Source organism: Zobellella denitrificans (genome assembly GCF_002407485.1).
Lineage (GTDB): Bacteria > Pseudomonadota > Gammaproteobacteria > Enterobacterales > Aeromonadaceae > Oceanimonas > Oceanimonas denitrificans.
On sequence record NZ_CP012621.1, the window covers coordinates 3556622 to 3575000 of the forward strand.

The following is an 18379-nucleotide window of genomic DNA, read 5'->3' on the forward strand; positions in this document are numbered from 1 at the left end:
GGTCACTCCTTCCGTTGCGCGGCCCGGGCGGCGCGTCCGCGCGGGCCGTGAAAATAGTCGCGGATCCAGTCGTCATCGGTGGCGGCCACCGCGTCCAGTCGATCCGCCACCAGCACTTTCCGCCGGGCCAGCACCGCCACCCGGTCGCAACTGGTGTAGAGGGTGTCGAGATCGTGGGTGACCAGGAACACCGTCAGTCCGAGGGCGTCCCTCAGGGTCAGCAGCAGGCGATCGAAGGCAGCCGCCGCGATCGGGTCCAGGCCGGCGGTGGGCTCGTCCAGGAACAGGATATCCGGATCCAGCGCCAGCGCCCGGGCCAGGGCCGCCCGCTTGACCATGCCGCCGGACAGCTGGGCCGGATAGCGCTCCCCCGTTCCGGCCGGCAGGCCGGCCAGGGCCAGCTTGACCTCGGCCAGATACTGCGCCTCCGGCCGGGGCAGGCCGGCGTGCTCGATCAGCGGCAGGGCGATGTTCTCGGTCACCGTCAGGGAGGAGAACAGGGCGCCGTTCTGGAACAGTACCCCCAGGCGCCGCTCCAGCCGGGCCCGTTCCCGTTCCGGCAGGGCGAGCAGATCCTGCCCCAGCAGCCGCACCTTCCCCCCGCTGGGCCGGCGCAGGCCGACGATGGAGCGCAGCAGCACCGACTTGCCGGTACCCGAGCCGCCCACCACTCCCAGGATCTCGCCCCGGTAGACGTCCAGATCCAGCCCCTGGTGCACCACCTGCTCCCCGAAGCGGTTGTCCAGGCCGCGGATGCGGATCACCGTCTCCCGGCTCACCAGCCCATCTCCATCAGGAAGAGGGCGGCGATGGCGTCCAGCAGTATCACCACGAAGATGGACTGCACCACGCTGGAGGTGGTGTGCTCGCCCACCGACTGGGCGCTGCCGCCGACCTTGAAGCCCTCCAGGCAGCCGATCAGGGCGATCAGCAGGGCGAACAGCGGCGCCTTGCCCAGTCCCACCAGCAGGTGCCGCACCGGTACCTCGTGCACTATGGCCAGGTACTGGGCCAGGGAGATATCGAGGGAGACCAGGGCCACCAGGGCACCGCCCACCATGCCCGACAGCATGGCGATAAAGGTCAGCAGCGGCAGGGTGAGCAGCAGCGCCAGCAGCCGGGGCAACACCAGTAGCTCCACCGGATCCAGCCCCTGGGCGCGCAGGGCGTCCAGCTCCTCGTTGACCTTCATGGCGCCGATCTGGGCGGTGAAGGCGCTGGCGGTACGCCCCGCCAGCAGGATGGCGGTAAGCAGTACCCCGAACTCGCGCAGGAAGGAATAGGCCACCAGATCCACCGTATAGATGGTGGCACCGAAGTTGGCCAGCACGGTGGCGCCGAGAAAGGCCACCACGGCCCCCACCAGGAAGGTCAGCAGGGCGACGATGGGCACGGCGTTGAGGCCGCATTGGTGCATCTGGGCCACCAGGGCGGTCGGCCGCCAGCGGCCCGGCCTGGGCAACAGCACCATCAGGGTGCTCAGGGTCAGCCCCATAAAGCCGAGCAGCTGCAGCCCTTGCCGCCCGGCGCCGGCCACCAGGGCACCCAGCCGGACCAGGCCGTCGCTCCAGCGGCGCACCGGCCCCGGCGGCGGCTCCCGGCCGGCCATGGCCTCGGCCACCGCCCGCAGCAGGGCCCGGCGCTCGTCCGACAGTCCACTGGCGTCGGGGAGCAGTCGGCCGAGTTGCTCCGCCCCCAGCAGCCGTACCAGTTGGGCGGCCCCGGCGGTGTCCAGGGCGGTGAGGCCGGCGGCATCGAGTTGCGCCGGTGTCGTCTCCGCGGCCAACCGCAGCTGGCTCAGTTGCCGGTAGCGGGCCAGGGTCCAGTCCCCGTGCAAACGGACACGGGGTATTGGATCGGCTTCCAGGATCAGGGGGGCTGTCATCTCGTCCGGGCCTGCCCGAAAAATAAACTCATACGAAGCTGCATTGTCTGCCATTCCATGGATAACCACAACCGGAGCCCGGTTTTATGCTAGAATCTGCGCCCCCTTTCATTGCCACAAGAGCCAGAACCATGACCATAGAACAACAACTGCGGGAACGCAGCGGCGACCGTTGTGAACTGTGCGGCGCCAGCGATGTCCTGAGCCTGCTGGCGGTCGCCCCCAGGGCCGCCGACAGTGCCGATCACTGCGCCCTGCTGTGCGCCCGCTGCCAGGGCGAGCTGGACAGCCCCCAGGATCACAACCACTGGCGCTGCCTCAACGACAGCATGTGGAGCCCGGTGCCGGCGGTGCAGGTACTGGCCTGGCGCACCCTGAAAAAGCTGTCCAGCGAGGTCTGGGCCCGGGATCTGCTGGACATGCTCTACCTGGAGCCGGAAGTGCAGCAATGGGCCGAGGCCGGCCTGGCCGCGGAGGAAGACGACGGCGAGCCGACCCTCGACAGCAACGGCACCCGGCTGCAGGCCGGCGATGCGGTCACCCTGATCAAGGATCTCGAGGTCAAGGGCGCGGGCTTCACCGCCAAGCGCGGCACCCTGGTCAAGAACATCAGCCTGACCAATAATCCGGAGCATATCGAAGGCAAGGTCAACGGCGTGCAAATCGTGCTGGTGGCCAAATTCCTGAAAAAGGCCTGAGCAGCCGGGAGCTAGCCATGTACAAGCTGGTGTTCTTCGTGCCCGAATCCCACCTGGAACCGGTCAAGGCGGCGGTATTCGCCACCGGTGCCGGCCGGATCGGCGACTACGCGGAGTGCTGCTTCGAAACCCGGGGGCAGGGCCAGTTCCGTCCCCTGGCCGGGGCCAACCCCTTTCTCGGCCAGCCCGGCGAGCTGGAGCGGGTGGCCGAGGTCAGGGTCGAGCTGGTGTGCGAAGACCGGCTGATCCGGGCGGCCGTCGCCGCCCTGCGCGCCGCCCACCCCTACGAAGAGCCCGCCTTCGACGCCTGGCCCCTGGCCGACCTCTGATCCGGTAGCGGCGGCCTCCTGGCTGCTGCGCCACCAGGCCGGCCAGGCGCTGCTGGCGAATAACCCCGTCGCCTTGTAAGAGATCTCTCAAGGCCACGACAGAAAAAACGCTTTCTGCCCGCAAGAAAGGTCGCAGCACGGTAATTTTATTTATATATATCAATGCATTGACTTCAACCCTCGCCTATTCGGCCCAGATGGGGTCAGGTTTGCCGCCTTGAGCGGTGCCGCCGTTGGGCTATTATGCCTCCCGCAAGGAGCGAGGAAGCCGGTCAGGATGACGGGCCGCCAGGAAAGGCGACAGGAACTCCGCAGGATGCGGCAAGGGACACCTCCCCGGATGGAGATGGCAAAGCGGGTCAGGATGGCACGCGGTCAGGACGACCAACAGGACACACCGACGGATCGGGAAGAGGATGACCTTAAGGATTAAGGTGAAGTCAGGGATTGCAGGGAGCAATTGGGTTTAGGGACTGAACCGTCAAGACGACAGGAAAAGGGGCAACATGATGTTGCCCCTTTTTCTTTGTACCCCTGACGGAGGCGCTTCGCTTGTCTCCGAAGGTTAACGGCCCGCCCCCGTGTCGGGGCGACGGGCCGGCCTTGTGTCAACTGCCGCTCAGGCGGACCACCAGGCAATCCATGCCCTGGCGGGACAGGCGCTGGCAGGCGCTTTTGGCCTGGCCTTCCTGCAACCCCACCAGCCGGGCCCGGAACAACTTGCGGTTGCTGATCTCCACCTCGCTCACCGCGATCTGGGCCAGCTCCACGTCGGCCAATCGGCGGGCCGCATCGGACGCCCTTTCCCGGGCCTGCTCCGGCACCCGGAAGGAGCCGATCTGTACCGCCCAACCGAGTTCATCGGTGATCATGGTCTGCTCGACCGGGAAGGTCTGGGAGGTGCGCTGCAGCACCGCCGGCGCCCGCGTTACCGGCTGCTCCTGCCGTACGACCTGGCGTACCGTGTCGGTACTGACCACCAGGTTGGCGGCCGGCCTGGTTGCCTCGGGCGAGGCCTTGGCGAGCTGGGTGGCCCGCTCGAACCCCCGATCCAGCAGCGAGGCCATGTGGGCGTCCCGCGACTGGGCGGTCTGCCCGCCCATCACCACCCCGATCAGACGCCGGCCATCCTTGACCGCGGACGTGGCCACGTTGAAGCCGGAAGCGCGGATAAAGCCGGTCTTCATGCCGTCGACCCCGGCGTAATTGCGGATCATGCGGTTATGGCTGGTATAGGTCCGGCCCTTGTAGGTAAAGGACTGGGTGGAAAAGTAGTGATAATACTGGGGAAAATCCTTCATCAGCCGCACCGACAGTATCGCCAGATCCCGGGCGGTCGTGGTCTGCCCCGCGTCGGGCAGGCCAGAGGCGTTGCGGAAGGTGGTCGAGGTCATCTTCATCGCCTTCGCCTTTTCCGTCATCATGGCGCCAAAAGCGCGCTCGGTGCCCCCCAGCGCCTCGGCCACCACCGATGCCACGTCGTTGGCGGAACGCACTATCAGCGCCGGAATGGCATCCCTCACCTTGAGCCTGTCCCCCGCCTTGAGCGAGATGTTGGTCTGGGGCATGGAGGCGGCGTGGGCCGATACCGGCATGGCGGTATCCAGGGTCATGAGCCCCTTTTCCATCGACTCGAACAGCATGTACAGGGTCATCATCTTGGTCAGCGAGGCAGGATAGCGGGTCGCATCCGCATTGGAGGCATGCAGCACCTCGCCGCTGTCCGCGTCGAGCACGATGGAGGCGTAGCGCGGATTGGCCTGCGCCTGGTTGAACAGGGAGTACAACAGCAAAACGGCCAGGAACAGAAATCCCGCTTTTCCGGCGTTTCTTACGGCAAACATGGAGGGCTCCTCCCAGAGATTGAACAAAGCCGGCAGAAGCTACGTTATCGCCCGAATTCTGTCCAGCCTTTCCCGCAGATCCCATCGACAAAGGCCAGGCAAGACACCGGTCCCTCGATGGTCTTCATTATTATTACAAGCATACACGTCGCCGCCACCGGCGGGGAGTCGGTCCGGTACAATATTTAGCATAAAGGCGCCCGCAGGCGCCTTTTTCCGCTCCCTTAGTCGCTCAGGTTGGGCGCCAGCCACTTCTCGGCCTCGACCCGGCTCATGCCCTTGCGGGCAGCGTAGTCGAGCAGCTGATCCTCCTGGATCCGGGCCACCGCGAAGTAGCGGGTGTCCGGATAGGAGAAATACCAGCCCGACACCGCCGCCCCCGGCCACATGGCGAAGGATTCGGTCAGCTTCATGCCGATGCGCTCTTCCACGTCCAGCAGCTGCCACAGGGTGCCCTTCTCGGTGTGCTCCGGGCAGGCCGGGTAGCCGGGTGCCGGGCGGATGCCCCGGTATTTCTCGCGGATCAGCTCGTCGTTGCTGAGCGCCTCGTCCGGGTCATAGCCCCAGTATTCCCGGCGCACCAGCAGGTGCATGTATTCGGCGAAGGCTTCCGCCAGCCGGTCGGCCACGGCGCTGGCCATGATGGCGTTGTAGTCGTCATGGGCTTCCTTGTAACGGCGGATGATGTCGTCCTCGCCGATGCCGCCGGTCACCGCGAAGGCGCCGATATAGTCGGGTTTGGTGCCCTTGGGGGCCACGAAATCGGCCAGGCAGTAGTTGGGGAAGCCGTCTTTCTTCTCGGTCTGCTGGCGCAGGAAGCGCAGGGTATGCAGCACCTGGCTGCGGGACTCGTCGGTGTAGACCTCGACGTCGTCCTCCACGCTGTTGGCCGGGAACAATCCCATGACGCCGGCACAGCGCAGCTCGCCGTCCGCCGCCAGCCGGTCGAGCAGGGCGTTGGCGTCGGCGAACAGCCGCTTGGCCTCCTCGCCCACTATCTCGTCCTCGAGGATGCGGGGGAACTTGCCCGCCAGCGACCAGGTGAGGAAGAAGGGAGTCCAGTCGATGTACTCCCGCAGTACCGAGATGGGCACGTCACGGAATTCGTGGATGCCCGGTTTGGCCGGCACCGGCGGGGTATAGGCCTGCCAGTCGATGGCCACCTTGTTGGCCCTGGCCTCGGCCAGGGTCACCGGCTGGGTGCGGGGTTTCTTGCGGGCGTGCTGATCCCGCACCACCTCGTATTCCTGCTTGAGCCGCTCGACGAAGGCGGGTTTGTTTTCCGCGCTCAGCAGGGTCTGCACCACACCCACGGCACGGGAGGCGTTGGCCACGTAGACCACCGGCTCGTCGTAGTTCTGCTCTATCTTCACCGCGGTATGGGCCTTGGAGGTGGTGGCGCCGCCGATCAGCAGCGGGATCTTGAAGCCCTGGCGCTGCATCTCCTTGGCCACGTGCACCATCTCGTCCAGCGACGGGGTGATCAGGCCGGACAGGCCGATCATGTCGGCGTTGGTTTCCCGGGCGGTCTTGAGGATGGTCTCGCAGGGCACCATGACCCCGAGGTCGACCACCTCGAAGTTGTTGCACTGCAACACCACCCCGACGATGTTCTTGCCGATGTCGTGCACGTCGCCCTTGACCGTGGCCATCACCACCTTGCCGTTGCTCTGGCCCGCCTCCTTGCCCGCCTCGATATAGGGCTGCAGGTAGGCCACCGCCCGCTTCATCACCCGGGCCGACTTGACCACCTGGGGCAGGAACATCTTGCCCTCGCCGAACAGATCGCCGACCACGTTCATGCCGTCCATCAGCGGGCCTTCGATCACCTCCAGCGGGCGCGCCGCCTGCTGGCGGGCCTCTTCGGTGTCGTCCTCGATAAAGTCGGTCAGTCCCTTCACCAGGGCATGCTCCAGCCGTTTGTTCACCGGCCAGCTGCGCCATTCCAGATCCCGGGCGTCCGCCTGCTGGCCACCGCTGCCCCGGTAGCGCTCGGCGATCTCCAGCAGTTCCTCGGTGGCGCCGTCGTGGCTGTTGAGCACCACCGCCTCCACCCTGGCCTTGAGCTCGGGCTCGATGTCTTCGTAGATGGCGAGCTGGCCGGCGTTGACGATGCCCATGTCCATGCCGTTCTTGATGGCGTGGTACAGGAACACCGCGTGGATGGCCTCGCGCACCGCGTCGTTGCCGCGGAAGGAGAAGGACACGTTGGACACGCCGCCGGAGATCATGGCGTGGGGCAGGTTATCCTTGATGTCCTTCACCGCCTCGATAAAGTCCACCGCGTAGTTGTTGTGCTCGTCGATGCCAGTGGCCACGGCGAAGATGTTGGGGTCGAAGATGATGTCTTCCGGCGGGAAGCCGACCTTGTCCACCAGCACCCGGTAGGCGCGTTCGCAGATCTCGAACTTGCGTGCCCGGGTATCGGCCTGGCCCACCTCGTCGAACGCCATCACGATGACGGCGGCGCCGTAGCGGCGCACCAGCCGGGCCTGCTCGATAAATTTCTCTTCCCCTTCCTTCATGGAAATGGAGTTGACGATGCCCTTGCCCTGAATGCACTTGAGGCCGGCCTCGATCACCTCCCACTTGGAGGAGTCGATCATGATCGGCACCCGGGCGATGTCCGGCTCCCCGGCGATCAGGTTGAGGAAGCGGGTCATGCAGGCCTCGGCGTCGAGCATGCCCTCGTCCATGTTGATGTCGATGATCTGGGCGCCGTTCTCCACCTGCTGCAGCGCCACCTCCAGCGCCTTGTCGTACTGCTCTTCCTTGATCAGCCGCTTGAACATGGCCGAGCCGGTGACGTTGGTGCGTTCGCCCACGTTGACGAAGATACTCTCGGGGGTGATCAGCACCGGCTCCAGGCCGGACAGCCGGCAGGCCACCGGCAGTTCGGGCAGGGCGCGCGGCTTGATGCCGGCCACCGCCTCGGCCATGGCGCGGATATGCTCGGGGGTGGAGCCGCAGCAGCCGCCCACCAGGTTGAGGAAACCGCTCTCGGCCCATTCGCGGATATGGCCGGCCATCTCGGCGGCGTCCAGATCGTATTCACCGAAGGCGTTGGGCAGGCCGGCGTTGGGGTGGGCCGACACGTAGGTCTCGCACACCCGGGACAGCTCGGCCACGTACTGGCGCAGCTCGTCCGGCCCCAGGGCGCAGTTGAGGCCGAAAGACAGCGGCTCGGCATGGCGCAGGGAGTGGTAGAAGGCCTCGGTGGTCTGGCCCGACAGGGTACGGCCGGAGGCGTCGGTAATGGTACCGGAGATCATCACCGGCAGGCGCACGCCCATCTGGTCGAACAGCCCCTCGATGGCGAACACCGCCGCCTTGGCGTTGAGGGTGTCGAAGATGGTCTCGATCATCAGCAGATCGGCACCGCCGTCGATCAGGGCCTGGGCCGCTTCGGTGTAGGCTTCGACAAGCTGGTCGAAGGTGACGTTGCGCTTGCCCGCGTCGTTCACGTCCGGCGAAATGGAGGCGGTTCTGTTGGTCGGACCCAGTACCCCGGCCACGAAGCGCGGCTTGTGCGGCTCTTTCGCGGTCCACTCGTCCGCTACCCGGCGCGCCAGCCGCGCCGCCTCCAGGTTGATCTCCGCCGCCAGGCTTTCCATCTGGTAGTCGGCCATGGCGATGGTGGTGGCGTTGAAGGTGTTGGTTTCGATGATGTCGGCACCGGCGGCGAAGTAATCGCTGTGGATTTGGCCGATGATCTCCGGCTGGGTCAGTACCAGCAGGTCGTTGTTGCCCTTGAGATCCGAGGGCCAGTCGGCGAAGCGCTCACCCCGGTAGGCGGCCTCGTCCAGCCGGTAGGACTGGATCATGGTGCCCATGCCCCCGTCGATGATGAGGATCCGTTCGGCCAGGGCCTGTTCGAGCTGGGAAAAAACCGGGGATCTGGACACTGCTGACTCCTGTAACAACCTGATTCCTGTATGCGGCCCCCATGCTACCACAAAACCGGCGGTTGGAAATCCAGCCATCTACAAGGCCGACCGCAAGGAGCGCCCCGGTATTTTCGGGAAAGACGTAATTTAACCACAGTTTTCACTAGGGAAAACGGGTGCGCTTAGGCAAACTAGGGGCAGCCGGCGCAGACCGGCCAACCCAGCTTGCAACCCTAAAAATAACGATCGGAAGTGCCTCTATGAGTGTCTATTACACCCTGTGTTTTTTGGCGGCCATGGCGATTACCATCGCCTTCGTCAATCAATACATCATGAAAATCCAGACCACCATCGCCATCACCTCGGGAGCCCTAGGCATCTCCATCCTGATGCTGATCCTGGGCAAAACCACCTGGCCCGAGTTGCAGCAACACGCGGTAGAAGTGGTCAAGACGGTGGACTTCGGCGAGTTCCTGCTGCAGGGCATCCTCGGCTTTCTGCTGTTCGCCGGCGGCCTGGGCATCAACCTGCCGGCGCTGAAGAGCCAGAAGTGGGAAATCTCCATCCTGGTGATAGTGGGCGTGCTGATCTCCACCCTGGTGGTGGCCGTGGGCCTCTGGCTGCTGGCCTATGTGGCGACCATCCCCCTGCCTTTTATCTACTGCCTGCTGTTCGGCGCCCTGATCTCCCCCACCGACCCCATCGCCGTCTTGGCCATCGTGAAAAAGCTGGGGGCGCCGGAGCAGATCGCCATCCAGATAGAGGGGGAGTCCCTGTTCAACGACGGCATCGGCCTGGTCATTTTCCTGACCATCTTCGCCGTGGCCTTCAGCGGCAACGAGGCCAGCTTCGGCTCCGTGATGGCCCTGTTCACCCACGAGGCCATCGGCGGCATCCTGTTCGGCGCCCTGCTCGGACTGATGTCCCACATCATGATCAGCGCCACCGACGACGGCTCCATGGAACTGCTGATGACCCTGTGCGTGCCCACCGCCGGCTTCGCCCTGGCCAACGTGCTGGGGGTGTCCGGCGCGCTGGCCATGGTGGTGGCCGGCATCATGATCGGCAACTGGACCCGCTATACCGGCTTTTCCGAGCAGAGCCGGAAACACCTGGATCACTTCTGGCACCTGCTGGACGAATTCCTCAACGCCCTGCTGTTCCTGCTGATCGGCCTGGCCATGCTGCTGGTGGAATTCCACTGGCAGGCCTGGATACTGGTGCTGCTGTCCATTCCCCTGGTGCTGGCCGGGCGCTTCACCAGCGTGGCCCTGCCCTACCTGGGCTTTCGCCGTTTCCGGGCCTACAACAAGTATTCGGTGCGCATCCTCACCTGGGGCGGCCTGCGCGGCGGCCTGTCCCTGGCGATGGCGCTGTCCATCCCCGCCGGGGTCAAGCTCGGCAGCAGCGGCCAGGTGGAGCTGCGGGATCTGATCCTGATGATGACCTATGCCATCGTCATCTTCTCGATCATCGTTCAGGGCATGACCATCACCCCCATGATCAACAAGGCCAAGGCGGCGGAAAAGGCCGGTTTTCCCATCGAATAAGGGACGGCAAGGGGGCGAATCGCCCCCCGGTTATTCTTCCCAGTCTTTGGTCAGGGTATCGCCGGCCGCGCTCAGGGTGCTCAGATCGTAGGGCGTCAGCTGGTAGACGTGGTAGTTGAGCCAGTTGGAAAACAGCAGGTGGCCATGGCTGCGCCAGGTGGCCCGAGGCGCGTTGTCCGGATTGTTACCGGGGTAGTAATTCTCCGGCATCTTCGGCTCGATGCCGGCGCTCAGATCGCGCATGTATTCCTGATGCAGGGTATCGGCGTCGTACTCCGGGTGGCCGGTGACGAACACCTGGCGCCGATCCGGGCTCACTGCCAGGTAGACCCCCACCTGCTCCGAGCCGGCCAGTATCTTGAGGTTGGTCTTCTCCCGGATCAGATCCAGGGGGAAATCCGCATAACGGGAGTGGGGTGCCAGGAAGGCATCGTCGAAACCGCGCACCAGGGGCTCGAACTGGGCCAGGTTCTGGTGCTCGTAAACCCCGGACAGTTTCTCCAGCCGGGTCTGCTTGTCCAGGCCGTAGAGGATCTTGAGGCCGGCCTGGGCCGCCCAGCACAGGAAGAGGGTGGAGGTGACGTGGCTCTTGGCCCACGCCACTATCTGTTCGATCTTGTCCCAGTAGACCACGTCGCAGAAGTCGGTCAGGCCCAGGGGGGCACCGGTGATGATGAGGCCGTCGTAGAACTCGTCCTTCACCTGCTCGAAATCGTAGTAGAAATGCTCCAGGTGGGATTGGGGCGTGTTCTTGGAGGGCCTGTCGTCGATGCGCAGCAGGTCCACCCCTATCTGCAACGGCGAGTTGGACAGCATGCGCAGCAGCTGGTTTTCGGTTTCTATCTTTTTCGGCATCAGGTTGAGCAACAGCACCCGCATCGGGCGGATATCCTGGTTGACCGCACGGGTTTCCGTCATCACGAAGATATTTTCCTGAGTCAGGACGTTGGCCGCAGGCAGGCGATCCGGAATTCTGATGGGCATTTGCTCACTCCATGCACAGTATCGGTAAGAAAGTCTAGACATCTAGAAATCTACAACAAAGCAGCGGTGCTTGTCATCCCTGCCGTGGGCCGGAAATGGAAGTTGCGTTAGAATCCCGTCAAGGCATCTCGAGGACAACGATATGGAACCTGTGATTGAGCTGGTGAGTACCGGCGACGAAGTACTGACCGGGCTGATAGTGGATACCAACGCGGCCTGGCTGTCCCAGCGCCTGCTGGAGCAGGGCTGGCAGGTGAGGCGCCGCTTTACCCTGGGGGATGACAAGGCCGATCTGGTGGCGCTGTTCGAGCAACGCAGCCATGAGGCCGATCTGGTGATCGTCAACGGCGGCCTGGGCCCGACCTCGGACGACATCAGCGCCGAAGCCATGGCCGCCGCCGCCGGCGTTCCCCTGGAGCTGAACGAGCACTGGCTGGCGGTGATGGAACAGAAGTACGCCAGCCGCAACAGGGCCATGCCCAAAAGCAATATCAAGCAGGCCATGCTGCCCCGGGGCGCCGAGCTGGTGGATAACCCCATCGGCACCGCCTGCGGCTTCGCCGTCAGGCTCAACAGGGCCACCTTTATCTTTACCCCGGGCGTCCCCTCCGAGCTGAAGAAAATGGTGGAAGAGGAAATCCTGCCCCGTATGCAACGTCAGTTCGGTGGCCGGGGCAGCAACCAGGTGCGCCGCTTCTTCCTGTTCGGCCTGTCCGAATCAGGCCTGAGCGACCGCCTCGACAACCAGTCCTGGCCGTCCGGCATCACCCTCGGCTACCGGGCCAACCTGCCGACCATAGAGCTCAAGCTGATCATCGAGCGGGACGACGTCGCCGCCATCGCCGCGGCGGAAGCCCAGTTACTGGCAGAGGTGGGCGCCCACCTGGTGGCCCGGGACGAACTGAACTTCGCCACCAGCCTGGGCCCCCTGCTGCATAAGCAGGAGCTGACCCTGTTCGAAGAGGCCAGCGGCGGCCGGCTGACGGATACCATCAGCACCATCACCGCCGAATTCGAGGGCCATTACCTGAGCGGCCTGCCCGACAACGCCGAGGATCTGGGTCTCTGGCTGCAGCGCAGTGCCCGTCCCCTGGCACTGGCCGTGGGCGCGGAAGGGCCCGAGGGCGTACCGGTGGCCCTGCTCACCGAGCAGAGTTGCCAGGTGCAGACCCTGAAACTGCATTTCCGCGATCCCCTCTCCCGCCGCCGCCTGCTGGCCTTTGTGGCGCTCGACATGCTGCGCCGCCACCTGCAGGGCCAGGAGGTGATGATCGACTACGATATCCTGCCCTGCAGCGAGCGGCTTGTCCTGGCTTCCGCGTCCTAGCCGATCAGGCGCAGGCGCCGCAGCAGCCCCTCGACCAGGCCCGTGGCCAGCTCGATCACCCTGCGGGCCAGGGGGGTATGGAACAGCCAGGCAGCGGTGATCAGGGCCAGGGGCACGGAACCGCAGAGGAAGTCGGTCAGCCAGTGGGCCCCCGACATCACCCTCGGCATGGCCAGGGCCAGCACCAGGGGCACCACCACATAGAGATAGCGGCGGGGGAACTGGTAGACGGCGAACAGCAGGAAGGTGGCAAAGCCGATGCCGTGGTCGCTGGGGAAGGAGTCGCCCGAGGCGTCCTTGGCCTTGATATGCGGCACCAGTTGGCTGACTCGTTCCGCCTGTTCGTATACCAGGGTCGGGCTGGGACGCTCGATGGGCAGGGCCTTGCCCGCCGCCGCCTGGATGGAAAAGCAGCCGGCCATGATCAACAGCAGGCAGCAGATGCGGGCCCGTTCCCGGCCGGACACCGTCCAGGCGTGGCGGAACACGAACAGGGCCATCAGCAGGGCCACGGCGCCGTCGATCCAGCGCTGGTTGACGAAGGCCACGAATTCCGCCCAGCCGGGCACCGTCACCAGCCAGCCGTTGAACAGCCAGAACACCCCTTCGTCCAGCCCCTGCCAGTAGCCGAGAAACCAGGAAAAAAACAGTAACAGCGCCAGGGCGTGCAGCGCCGCCCAGCCTTTGAGATCCCATTGCATGGTGATATCGCCCTCCATTAAATGGGGCCGTTTATACCAGATGGGGAAGAGAATTGCAGGTCGGATCACGGAAAAGGGGGCACCACTGGCCCCCTTATGGTTAACGCAGCAACACCGACAGTTCCCGTTGCCGCGCCTTGAGCGCCTCGAGATCGAGACCGCAGATGGCGCCATCGGTCACCCGCCAGCGGCCCGCGACCATGACCCTGTCCGCCTGCCGGGCACCGCAGAGCACCAGGGCCGCCAGGGGATCGCCGGCACCGGCGAACTGGAGGTCGTCCAGGGTGAACAGGGCCAGATCCGCCTGTTTGCCGACGGCGATCTCGCCGATATCGCTCCGTCCCAAACAGGCCGCCGAACCGCGGGTCGCCCAGTCCAGCACCTTCTGGTGGGTGATGCGCCTGGCGCCGTAACGCAGCCGTTGCAGCAGCAGGGCCTGGCGCACTTCCATGATCAGGTTGGAGCCGTCGTTGGAGGCGGAGCCGTCCACGCCGATACCGACAGGGCAACCCGCCGCCTCCAGTTCCAGGGTCGGACAGATGCCCGAGGCCAGCAGCATATTGGAGGAGGGACAATGGGCGATACCCACCCCCGCCCGGCCCAGGCGGGCGATCTCCTCCTCATTGAAGTGAATGCCGTGGGCCAGCCAGACCCGGTCGCTAAGCCAATCCACCGACTCCAGGTAATCCACCGGCCGCATGCCGAACATCTTCAGACAGAACTCGGTCTCGTCATGGGTTTCCGCCAGGTGGGTATGCAACTGCACCTGGTGCCGCTCCGCCAGGGCGGCGGACGCCTTCATCAACTCGCTACTGACCGAGAAGGGCGAGCAGGGAGCCAGGGCCACCCGGCTCATAGCCCCGTCGGCCGGATCGTGATAACGCCGGATCAGCCGCTCGCTGTCGGCCAGGATCTGCTCTTCCGGCTGCACCGTCGACTGGGGCGGCAGCCCGCCCTGCTCCTTGCCCAGGCTCATGGAGCCTCGGGTCAGGTGCACCCGCACGCCCAGCCGCCCGGCCTGTTGCAGTTGCAGATCGATGGCCTCTTCCAGCCCCTGGGGGAAAAGATAATGATGATCGCTGGCGGTGGTACAGCCCGACAGCAGTAGCTCGGCCAGGGCTATCTGAGTGGAGACTTCCACCATCTCCGGCTGCAGCCGGGCCCAGACCGGGTAGAGCGACACCAGCCAGGAGAACAGCTCCTTGTTGAGCGCCGCCGGGTGGGCCCGGGTCAGGGTCTGGTAGAAATGGTGGTGGGCGTTGATCAGGCCGGGCAGCAGCACATGCCGACCGGCATCAAATACCTCGTCCACCGCACGGGTGGGGGCCTTTCCTTCCGCCACCAGTTCAACGATTTGGTTGCCGCTGATAACCAGACCGCCGGCATAGGCCGGATCGAGGGTAGCGAGGGGGTTTTTTATCCAGAGTGTTTTGGGGTTTTGCATCAGACTTTCGACTCCATAGCAAATGAAAGTTGGCATCCCCCGGATGTGGAAACCCCTGACGTACAATCCGGGAAGGTACGCCAGGGGATTGCGCCAGTTCAGGCGACAATACGACAGTGAGTCTTAACTGACTTCACCTAATTTTTTTTTGGCAGCCGCGTCAGCCTCGGTTTCGGCCACGTCAACCTCTTCCTCTTTGCTCTCGGGCAGGACCAGGCTCAGCAGTATGGCGGTGATGGCTCCCATGGCGACCGGCGAACTCAGAATGTTGGCGACCGTCTTGGGCAGGGCCTGCAGCACGTCCGGCACAGTGGACACCCCTATCCCCATGCCAACAGAGATGGCGATGATCATCATGTTGCGGCGGTCCAGGTTGGCTTGGGAAAGCACCCGGATACCGGCCACGGCCACGGTGCCGAACATGATCAGGGTAGCGCCACCCAGTACCGGCTTGGGCATTTGCTGCAATATGCCGCCGATGACGGGGAAAAGACCCATGATAAAGAGGATGGCGGCGATATAGATGCCCACGAAACGGCTGGCCACCCCGGTCAGGGCGATAACGCCGTTGTTCTGGCTAAAGGTGGTGGACGGCATGCTGTTGAAAACAGCGGCGATCATGGAGTTGACACCATCGGCCAGCACACCACCGCGGATCCGGTTGATGTAAACGGGTCCCTTGACCGGCTCCCGGGAGATGGTGGAGTTGGCGGTCAGATCACCGGTGGTTTCCATGGCACTCACACAGAACAGGATCGCCAGGGGAATAAAGGCAGCCAGATCAAACTGGAACCCGAACTTGAAGGGCACCGGGATGGAAATCACCGGCAGGCTGCTCAGGTGGGAAAAGTCCAGGCGTCCCATAAAGAAGGCAGCCAGCATGCCCAACGCCAGGCCAATCACCACGGCCGCCAGGCGGATCATGGGGTTTTTGGAGCGGTTCAGCAATATCACGCTGACCAGCACTATACCGGCCAGCAGCAGGTTATCCAGGGCACCAAAGTTCTGGGCACCGAAGCCGCCACCGATGTCGGTCATGGCCACCTTGATCAGCGGGATACCGATCAGGATGATAATGGTGCCGGTCACCACGGGAGTGATGATTTTCTGCAGCTTGTGAACAAAGCGGCTCAGGAAAATTTCGATAAAGGCGGCACAGAAACTGACACCAAAGATGGTTGCCAGTATATCTTCCGGCGTGCCACCCCGGCTCTTGACGATCATGCCGGCAGACAGCACGGCGGTGAGAAAGGCGAAGCTGGTGCCCTGCAGGCACAGCATGCCTGCCCCGACCGGCCCAATACGGCGGCACTGGATAAAGGTACCCACACCGGACACCATCAGGGCCATACTGATCAAGTAGGGAACATGTTCACCCAAGCCGAGCACGCCACCCACGATCAGGGTGGGGGTAATAACCCCGACCAGACTGGCCAGCACATGTTGCAAGGCGGCAAAGGTCGAAGGCCAGAAGCTGGGCCTGTCGTGTAGTGAATAAAGCAGATCGTGGTTCCGGCTTTGTTCTGTTCTGGTTTCCTGGGTCATAACAGATCCCTTTGTTAATCGTTGCCGAGAGCGGTCGGGAAGACCGCTGTTGTTTATTGGCCAACATCCTGTAAAGGAGACGGTTGACGCTTATCCTCCATGCTCCACTGCAAAGCCTGGGCTAAGTGGGGAGCTGTCGTGATAATACCGCAAAAAAAACACAATTGTTATATCCATGTGATATTTTTGTACACAAAAATAAAAGCAATGTGATCTATATCGATTACCCAAGCGTCTTCAACAAGCAGGGATGTAGCAGGCTTCACCCTGACTTCAACCAAAACATAGCACATCAATATTGTGTACAGTAATGAAGTTCACTGCACCAGCTCTTTAGAACAGAAGGAGTCAAGCCCGCCTGGGGCAGCATGGACGTCGATGGAGGGAACCGGGGGCAGCAGGAGCAGACCGACTGGCAACGCTCTGGCGCCATCCCCAGCTGTAAGAGATAGGAAAATTTAAACGTAAAAAAACCCCGACACTATCGTGTCGGGGTTTTCAATTGGGTGCCTGGCAGTGACCTACTTTCACATGGCAGCTGCCACACTATCATCGGCGCGGGTGCGTTTCACTTCTGAGTTCGGCATGGGGTCAGGTGGGACCACAACGCTATCGCCGCCAGGCATAAACTTTAATCCGGAAAAGCTGTCTTCGATGAATTTGTTCTCGAAACCGCAAGGTCTCACACTTCTTGGGTGTTGTATGGTTAAGCCGCACGGGTCATTAGTACAGGTTAGCTGCACGTATCGCTACGCTTCCACACCCTGCCTATCTACGTCTTAGTCTCAAACGGCCCTTCAGGAGGTTCTAGACCTCTGGGATGACTCATCTCGGGGCTCGCTTCCCGCTTAGATGCTTTCAGCGGTTATCGATTCCGAACTTAGCTACCGGGCAGTGCCATTGGCATGACAACCCGAACACCAGCGGTTCGTTCACTCCGGTCCTCTCGTACTAGGAGCAACCCCCCTCAATCATCCAACGCCCACGGCAGATAGGGACCGAACTGTCTCACGACGTTCTGAACCCAGCTCGCGTACCACTTTAAATGGCGAACAGCCATACCCTTGGGACCGACTTCAGCCCCAGGATGTGATGAGCCGACATCGAGGTGCCAAACACCGCCGTCGATATGAACTCTTGGGCGGTATCAGCCTGTTATCCCCGGAGTACCTTTTATCCGTTGAGCGATGGCCCTTCCATGCAGAACCACCGGATCACTATGACCTGCTTTCGCACCTGCTCGACCTGTCCGTCTCGCAGTTAAGCTGGCTTATGCCATTGCACTAACCGTACGATGTCCGACCGTACTTAGCCAACCTTCGTGCTCCTCCGTTACGCTTTGGGAGGAGACCGCCCCAGTCAAACTACCCACCAGGCACTGTCCGCAACCCCGATCAGGGGCCAACGTTAGAACATCAAACATACAAGGGTGGTATTTCAAGGTCGGCTCCACGGCAACTGGCGTCACCGCTTCACAGCCTCCCACCTATCCTACACATGTAGGGTCAATGTTCAGTGCCAAGCTATAGTAAAGGTTCACGGGGTCTTTCCGTCTAGCCGCGGGTACACCGCATCTTCACGGCGATTTCAATTTCACTGAGTCTCGGGTGGAGACAGCGTGGCCATGGTTACACCATTCGTGCAGGTCGGAACTTACCCGACAAGGAATTTCGCTACCTTAGGACCGTTATAGTTACGGCCGCCGTTTACCGGGGCTTCGATCAAGAGCTTCACCTTGCGGCTAACCCCATCAATTAACCTTCCGGCACCGGGCAGGTGTCACACCGTATACGTCCTCTTACGAGTTTGCACAGTGCTGTGTTTTTGATAAACAGTCCCAGCCACCTGGTCACTGCGACTGGCTCAGGCTCCATCCGCAAGGGACTTCACCCGCTCCAGCGTACCTTCTCCCGAAGTTACGGTACTATTTTGCCTAGTTCCTTCACCCGAGTTCTCTCAAGCGCCTTGGTATTCTCTACCCGACCACCTGTGTCGGTTTGGGGTACGGTTCACACACATCTGAAGCTTAGAGGCTTTTCCTGGAAGCCGGGCATCAATGACTTCGTCACCGTGGTGACTTCGTCTCGGGTCTCAGTGTTATGCGTCCGGATTTGCCTAAACGCACCACCTACATCCTTTCACCAGGACTACCAACGCCTGGCCCATCTAGCCTTCTCCGTCCCCC

The 18379-nt window shown here is 62.9% G+C and carries 12 protein-coding genes and 2 rRNA genes (1 of these 14 only partly in view); 4 read left to right on the forward strand and 10 right to left on the reverse strand.

What is annotated here, in order from left to right; all coding sequences use genetic code 11:
• Positions 1 to 2 precede the first annotated feature (2 nt).
• A complete protein-coding gene (locus AN401_RS16815) occupies positions 3 to 779 on the reverse strand; it encodes an ABC transporter ATP-binding protein (protein ID WP_094041443.1) in 777 nt (258 codons plus the stop codon).
• Positions 776 to 1885 (reverse strand): MlaE family ABC transporter permease, encoded by a 1110-nt coding sequence (locus AN401_RS16820; protein WP_096779976.1) that lies wholly within the window; start codon positions 1883 to 1885, stop codon positions 776 to 778. The genes AN401_RS16815 and AN401_RS16820 overlap by 4 nt, the downstream gene beginning before the upstream one ends.
• 131 nt (positions 1886 to 2016) lie before the next feature.
• Between AN401_RS16820 and AN401_RS16825 the strand changes: the two genes are divergently transcribed.
• Together AN401_RS16825 and AN401_RS16830 are read left to right on the forward strand one after the other, a co-directional pair.
• The gene (locus tag AN401_RS16825) at positions 2017 to 2583 is read left to right on the forward strand and encodes a PhnA domain-containing protein (RefSeq protein WP_096779977.1); all 567 of its coding nucleotides are present in this window, start codon (positions 2017 to 2019) and stop codon (positions 2581 to 2583) included.
• Between the two features lie 17 nt (positions 2584 to 2600).
• Positions 2601 to 2912, forward strand: coding sequence for an NGG1p interacting factor NIF3 (locus AN401_RS16830; protein WP_094040895.1), 312 nt, complete (start codon positions 2601 to 2603; stop codon positions 2910 to 2912).
• 608 nt (positions 2913 to 3520) lie between these two features.
• Here the strand turns inward: AN401_RS16830 and AN401_RS16835 are convergent.
• Both AN401_RS16835 and metH read right to left on the reverse strand, forming a co-directional pair.
• Positions 3521 to 4756 (reverse strand): serine hydrolase, encoded by a 1236-nt coding sequence (locus AN401_RS16835; RefSeq protein WP_094040896.1) that lies wholly within the window; start codon positions 4754 to 4756, stop codon positions 3521 to 3523.
• A gap of 224 nt (positions 4757 to 4980) precedes the next feature.
• Complete coding sequence (metH, locus tag AN401_RS16840; protein ID WP_094040897.1) at positions 4981 to 8661, reverse strand: methionine synthase; 3681 nt, start codon at positions 8659 to 8661, stop codon at positions 4981 to 4983.
• Between the two features lie 242 nt (positions 8662 to 8903).
• Here metH and AN401_RS16845 point away from each other — a divergent pair, with 242 nt between their 5' ends.
• On the forward strand, positions 8904 to 10193 hold the full coding sequence (locus AN401_RS16845) for a cation:proton antiporter (protein ID WP_094040898.1): 1290 nt from the start codon (positions 8904 to 8906) through the stop codon (positions 10191 to 10193).
• Between the two features lie 30 nt (positions 10194 to 10223).
• On the opposite strand, the gene metA is transcribed toward AN401_RS16845, so the two are convergent.
• The gene (gene metA / locus AN401_RS16850; protein ID WP_094040899.1) at positions 10224 to 11177 is read right to left on the reverse strand and encodes a homoserine O-acetyltransferase MetA; all 954 of its coding nucleotides are present in this window, start codon (positions 11175 to 11177) and stop codon (positions 10224 to 10226) included.
• Positions 11178 to 11319: 142 nt separating this feature from the next.
• On the opposite strand from metA, the gene AN401_RS16855 reads away from it, so the two are divergent.
• A complete protein-coding gene (locus tag AN401_RS16855; protein ID WP_094040900.1) occupies positions 11320 to 12504 on the forward strand; it encodes a CinA family nicotinamide mononucleotide deamidase-related protein in 1185 nt (394 codons plus the stop codon).
• Here AN401_RS16855 and AN401_RS16860 read toward each other — a convergent pair.
• From AN401_RS16860 to AN401_RS16880, 5 genes are all read right to left on the reverse strand, one after another.
• Positions 12501 to 13205 carry a phosphatase PAP2 family protein gene (locus AN401_RS16860; RefSeq protein WP_094040903.1) on the reverse strand — a complete coding sequence of 235 codons (705 nt, stop codon included), beginning with the start codon at positions 13203 to 13205 and terminating at the stop codon, positions 12501 to 12503. The genes AN401_RS16855 and AN401_RS16860 overlap by 4 nt on opposite strands.
• Positions 13206 to 13305: 100 nt before the next feature.
• Positions 13306 to 14649, reverse strand: a complete 1344-nt coding sequence (locus AN401_RS16865; RefSeq protein WP_096779978.1) for an 8-oxoguanine deaminase — start codon at positions 14647 to 14649, stop codon at positions 13306 to 13308.
• A gap of 123 nt (positions 14650 to 14772) precedes the next feature.
• A complete protein-coding gene (locus tag AN401_RS16870) occupies positions 14773 to 16194 on the reverse strand; it encodes a uracil-xanthine permease family protein (protein WP_094040902.1) in 1422 nt (473 codons plus the stop codon).
• Positions 16195 to 16702: 508 nt separating this feature from the next.
• A 5S ribosomal RNA gene (rrf, locus tag AN401_RS16875) occupies positions 16703 to 16817 on the reverse strand.
• A 79-nt stretch (positions 16818 to 16896) separates the two neighbouring features.
• A 23S ribosomal RNA gene (locus tag AN401_RS16880) occupies positions 16897 to 18379 on the reverse strand (it continues 1408 nt past the right edge of the window).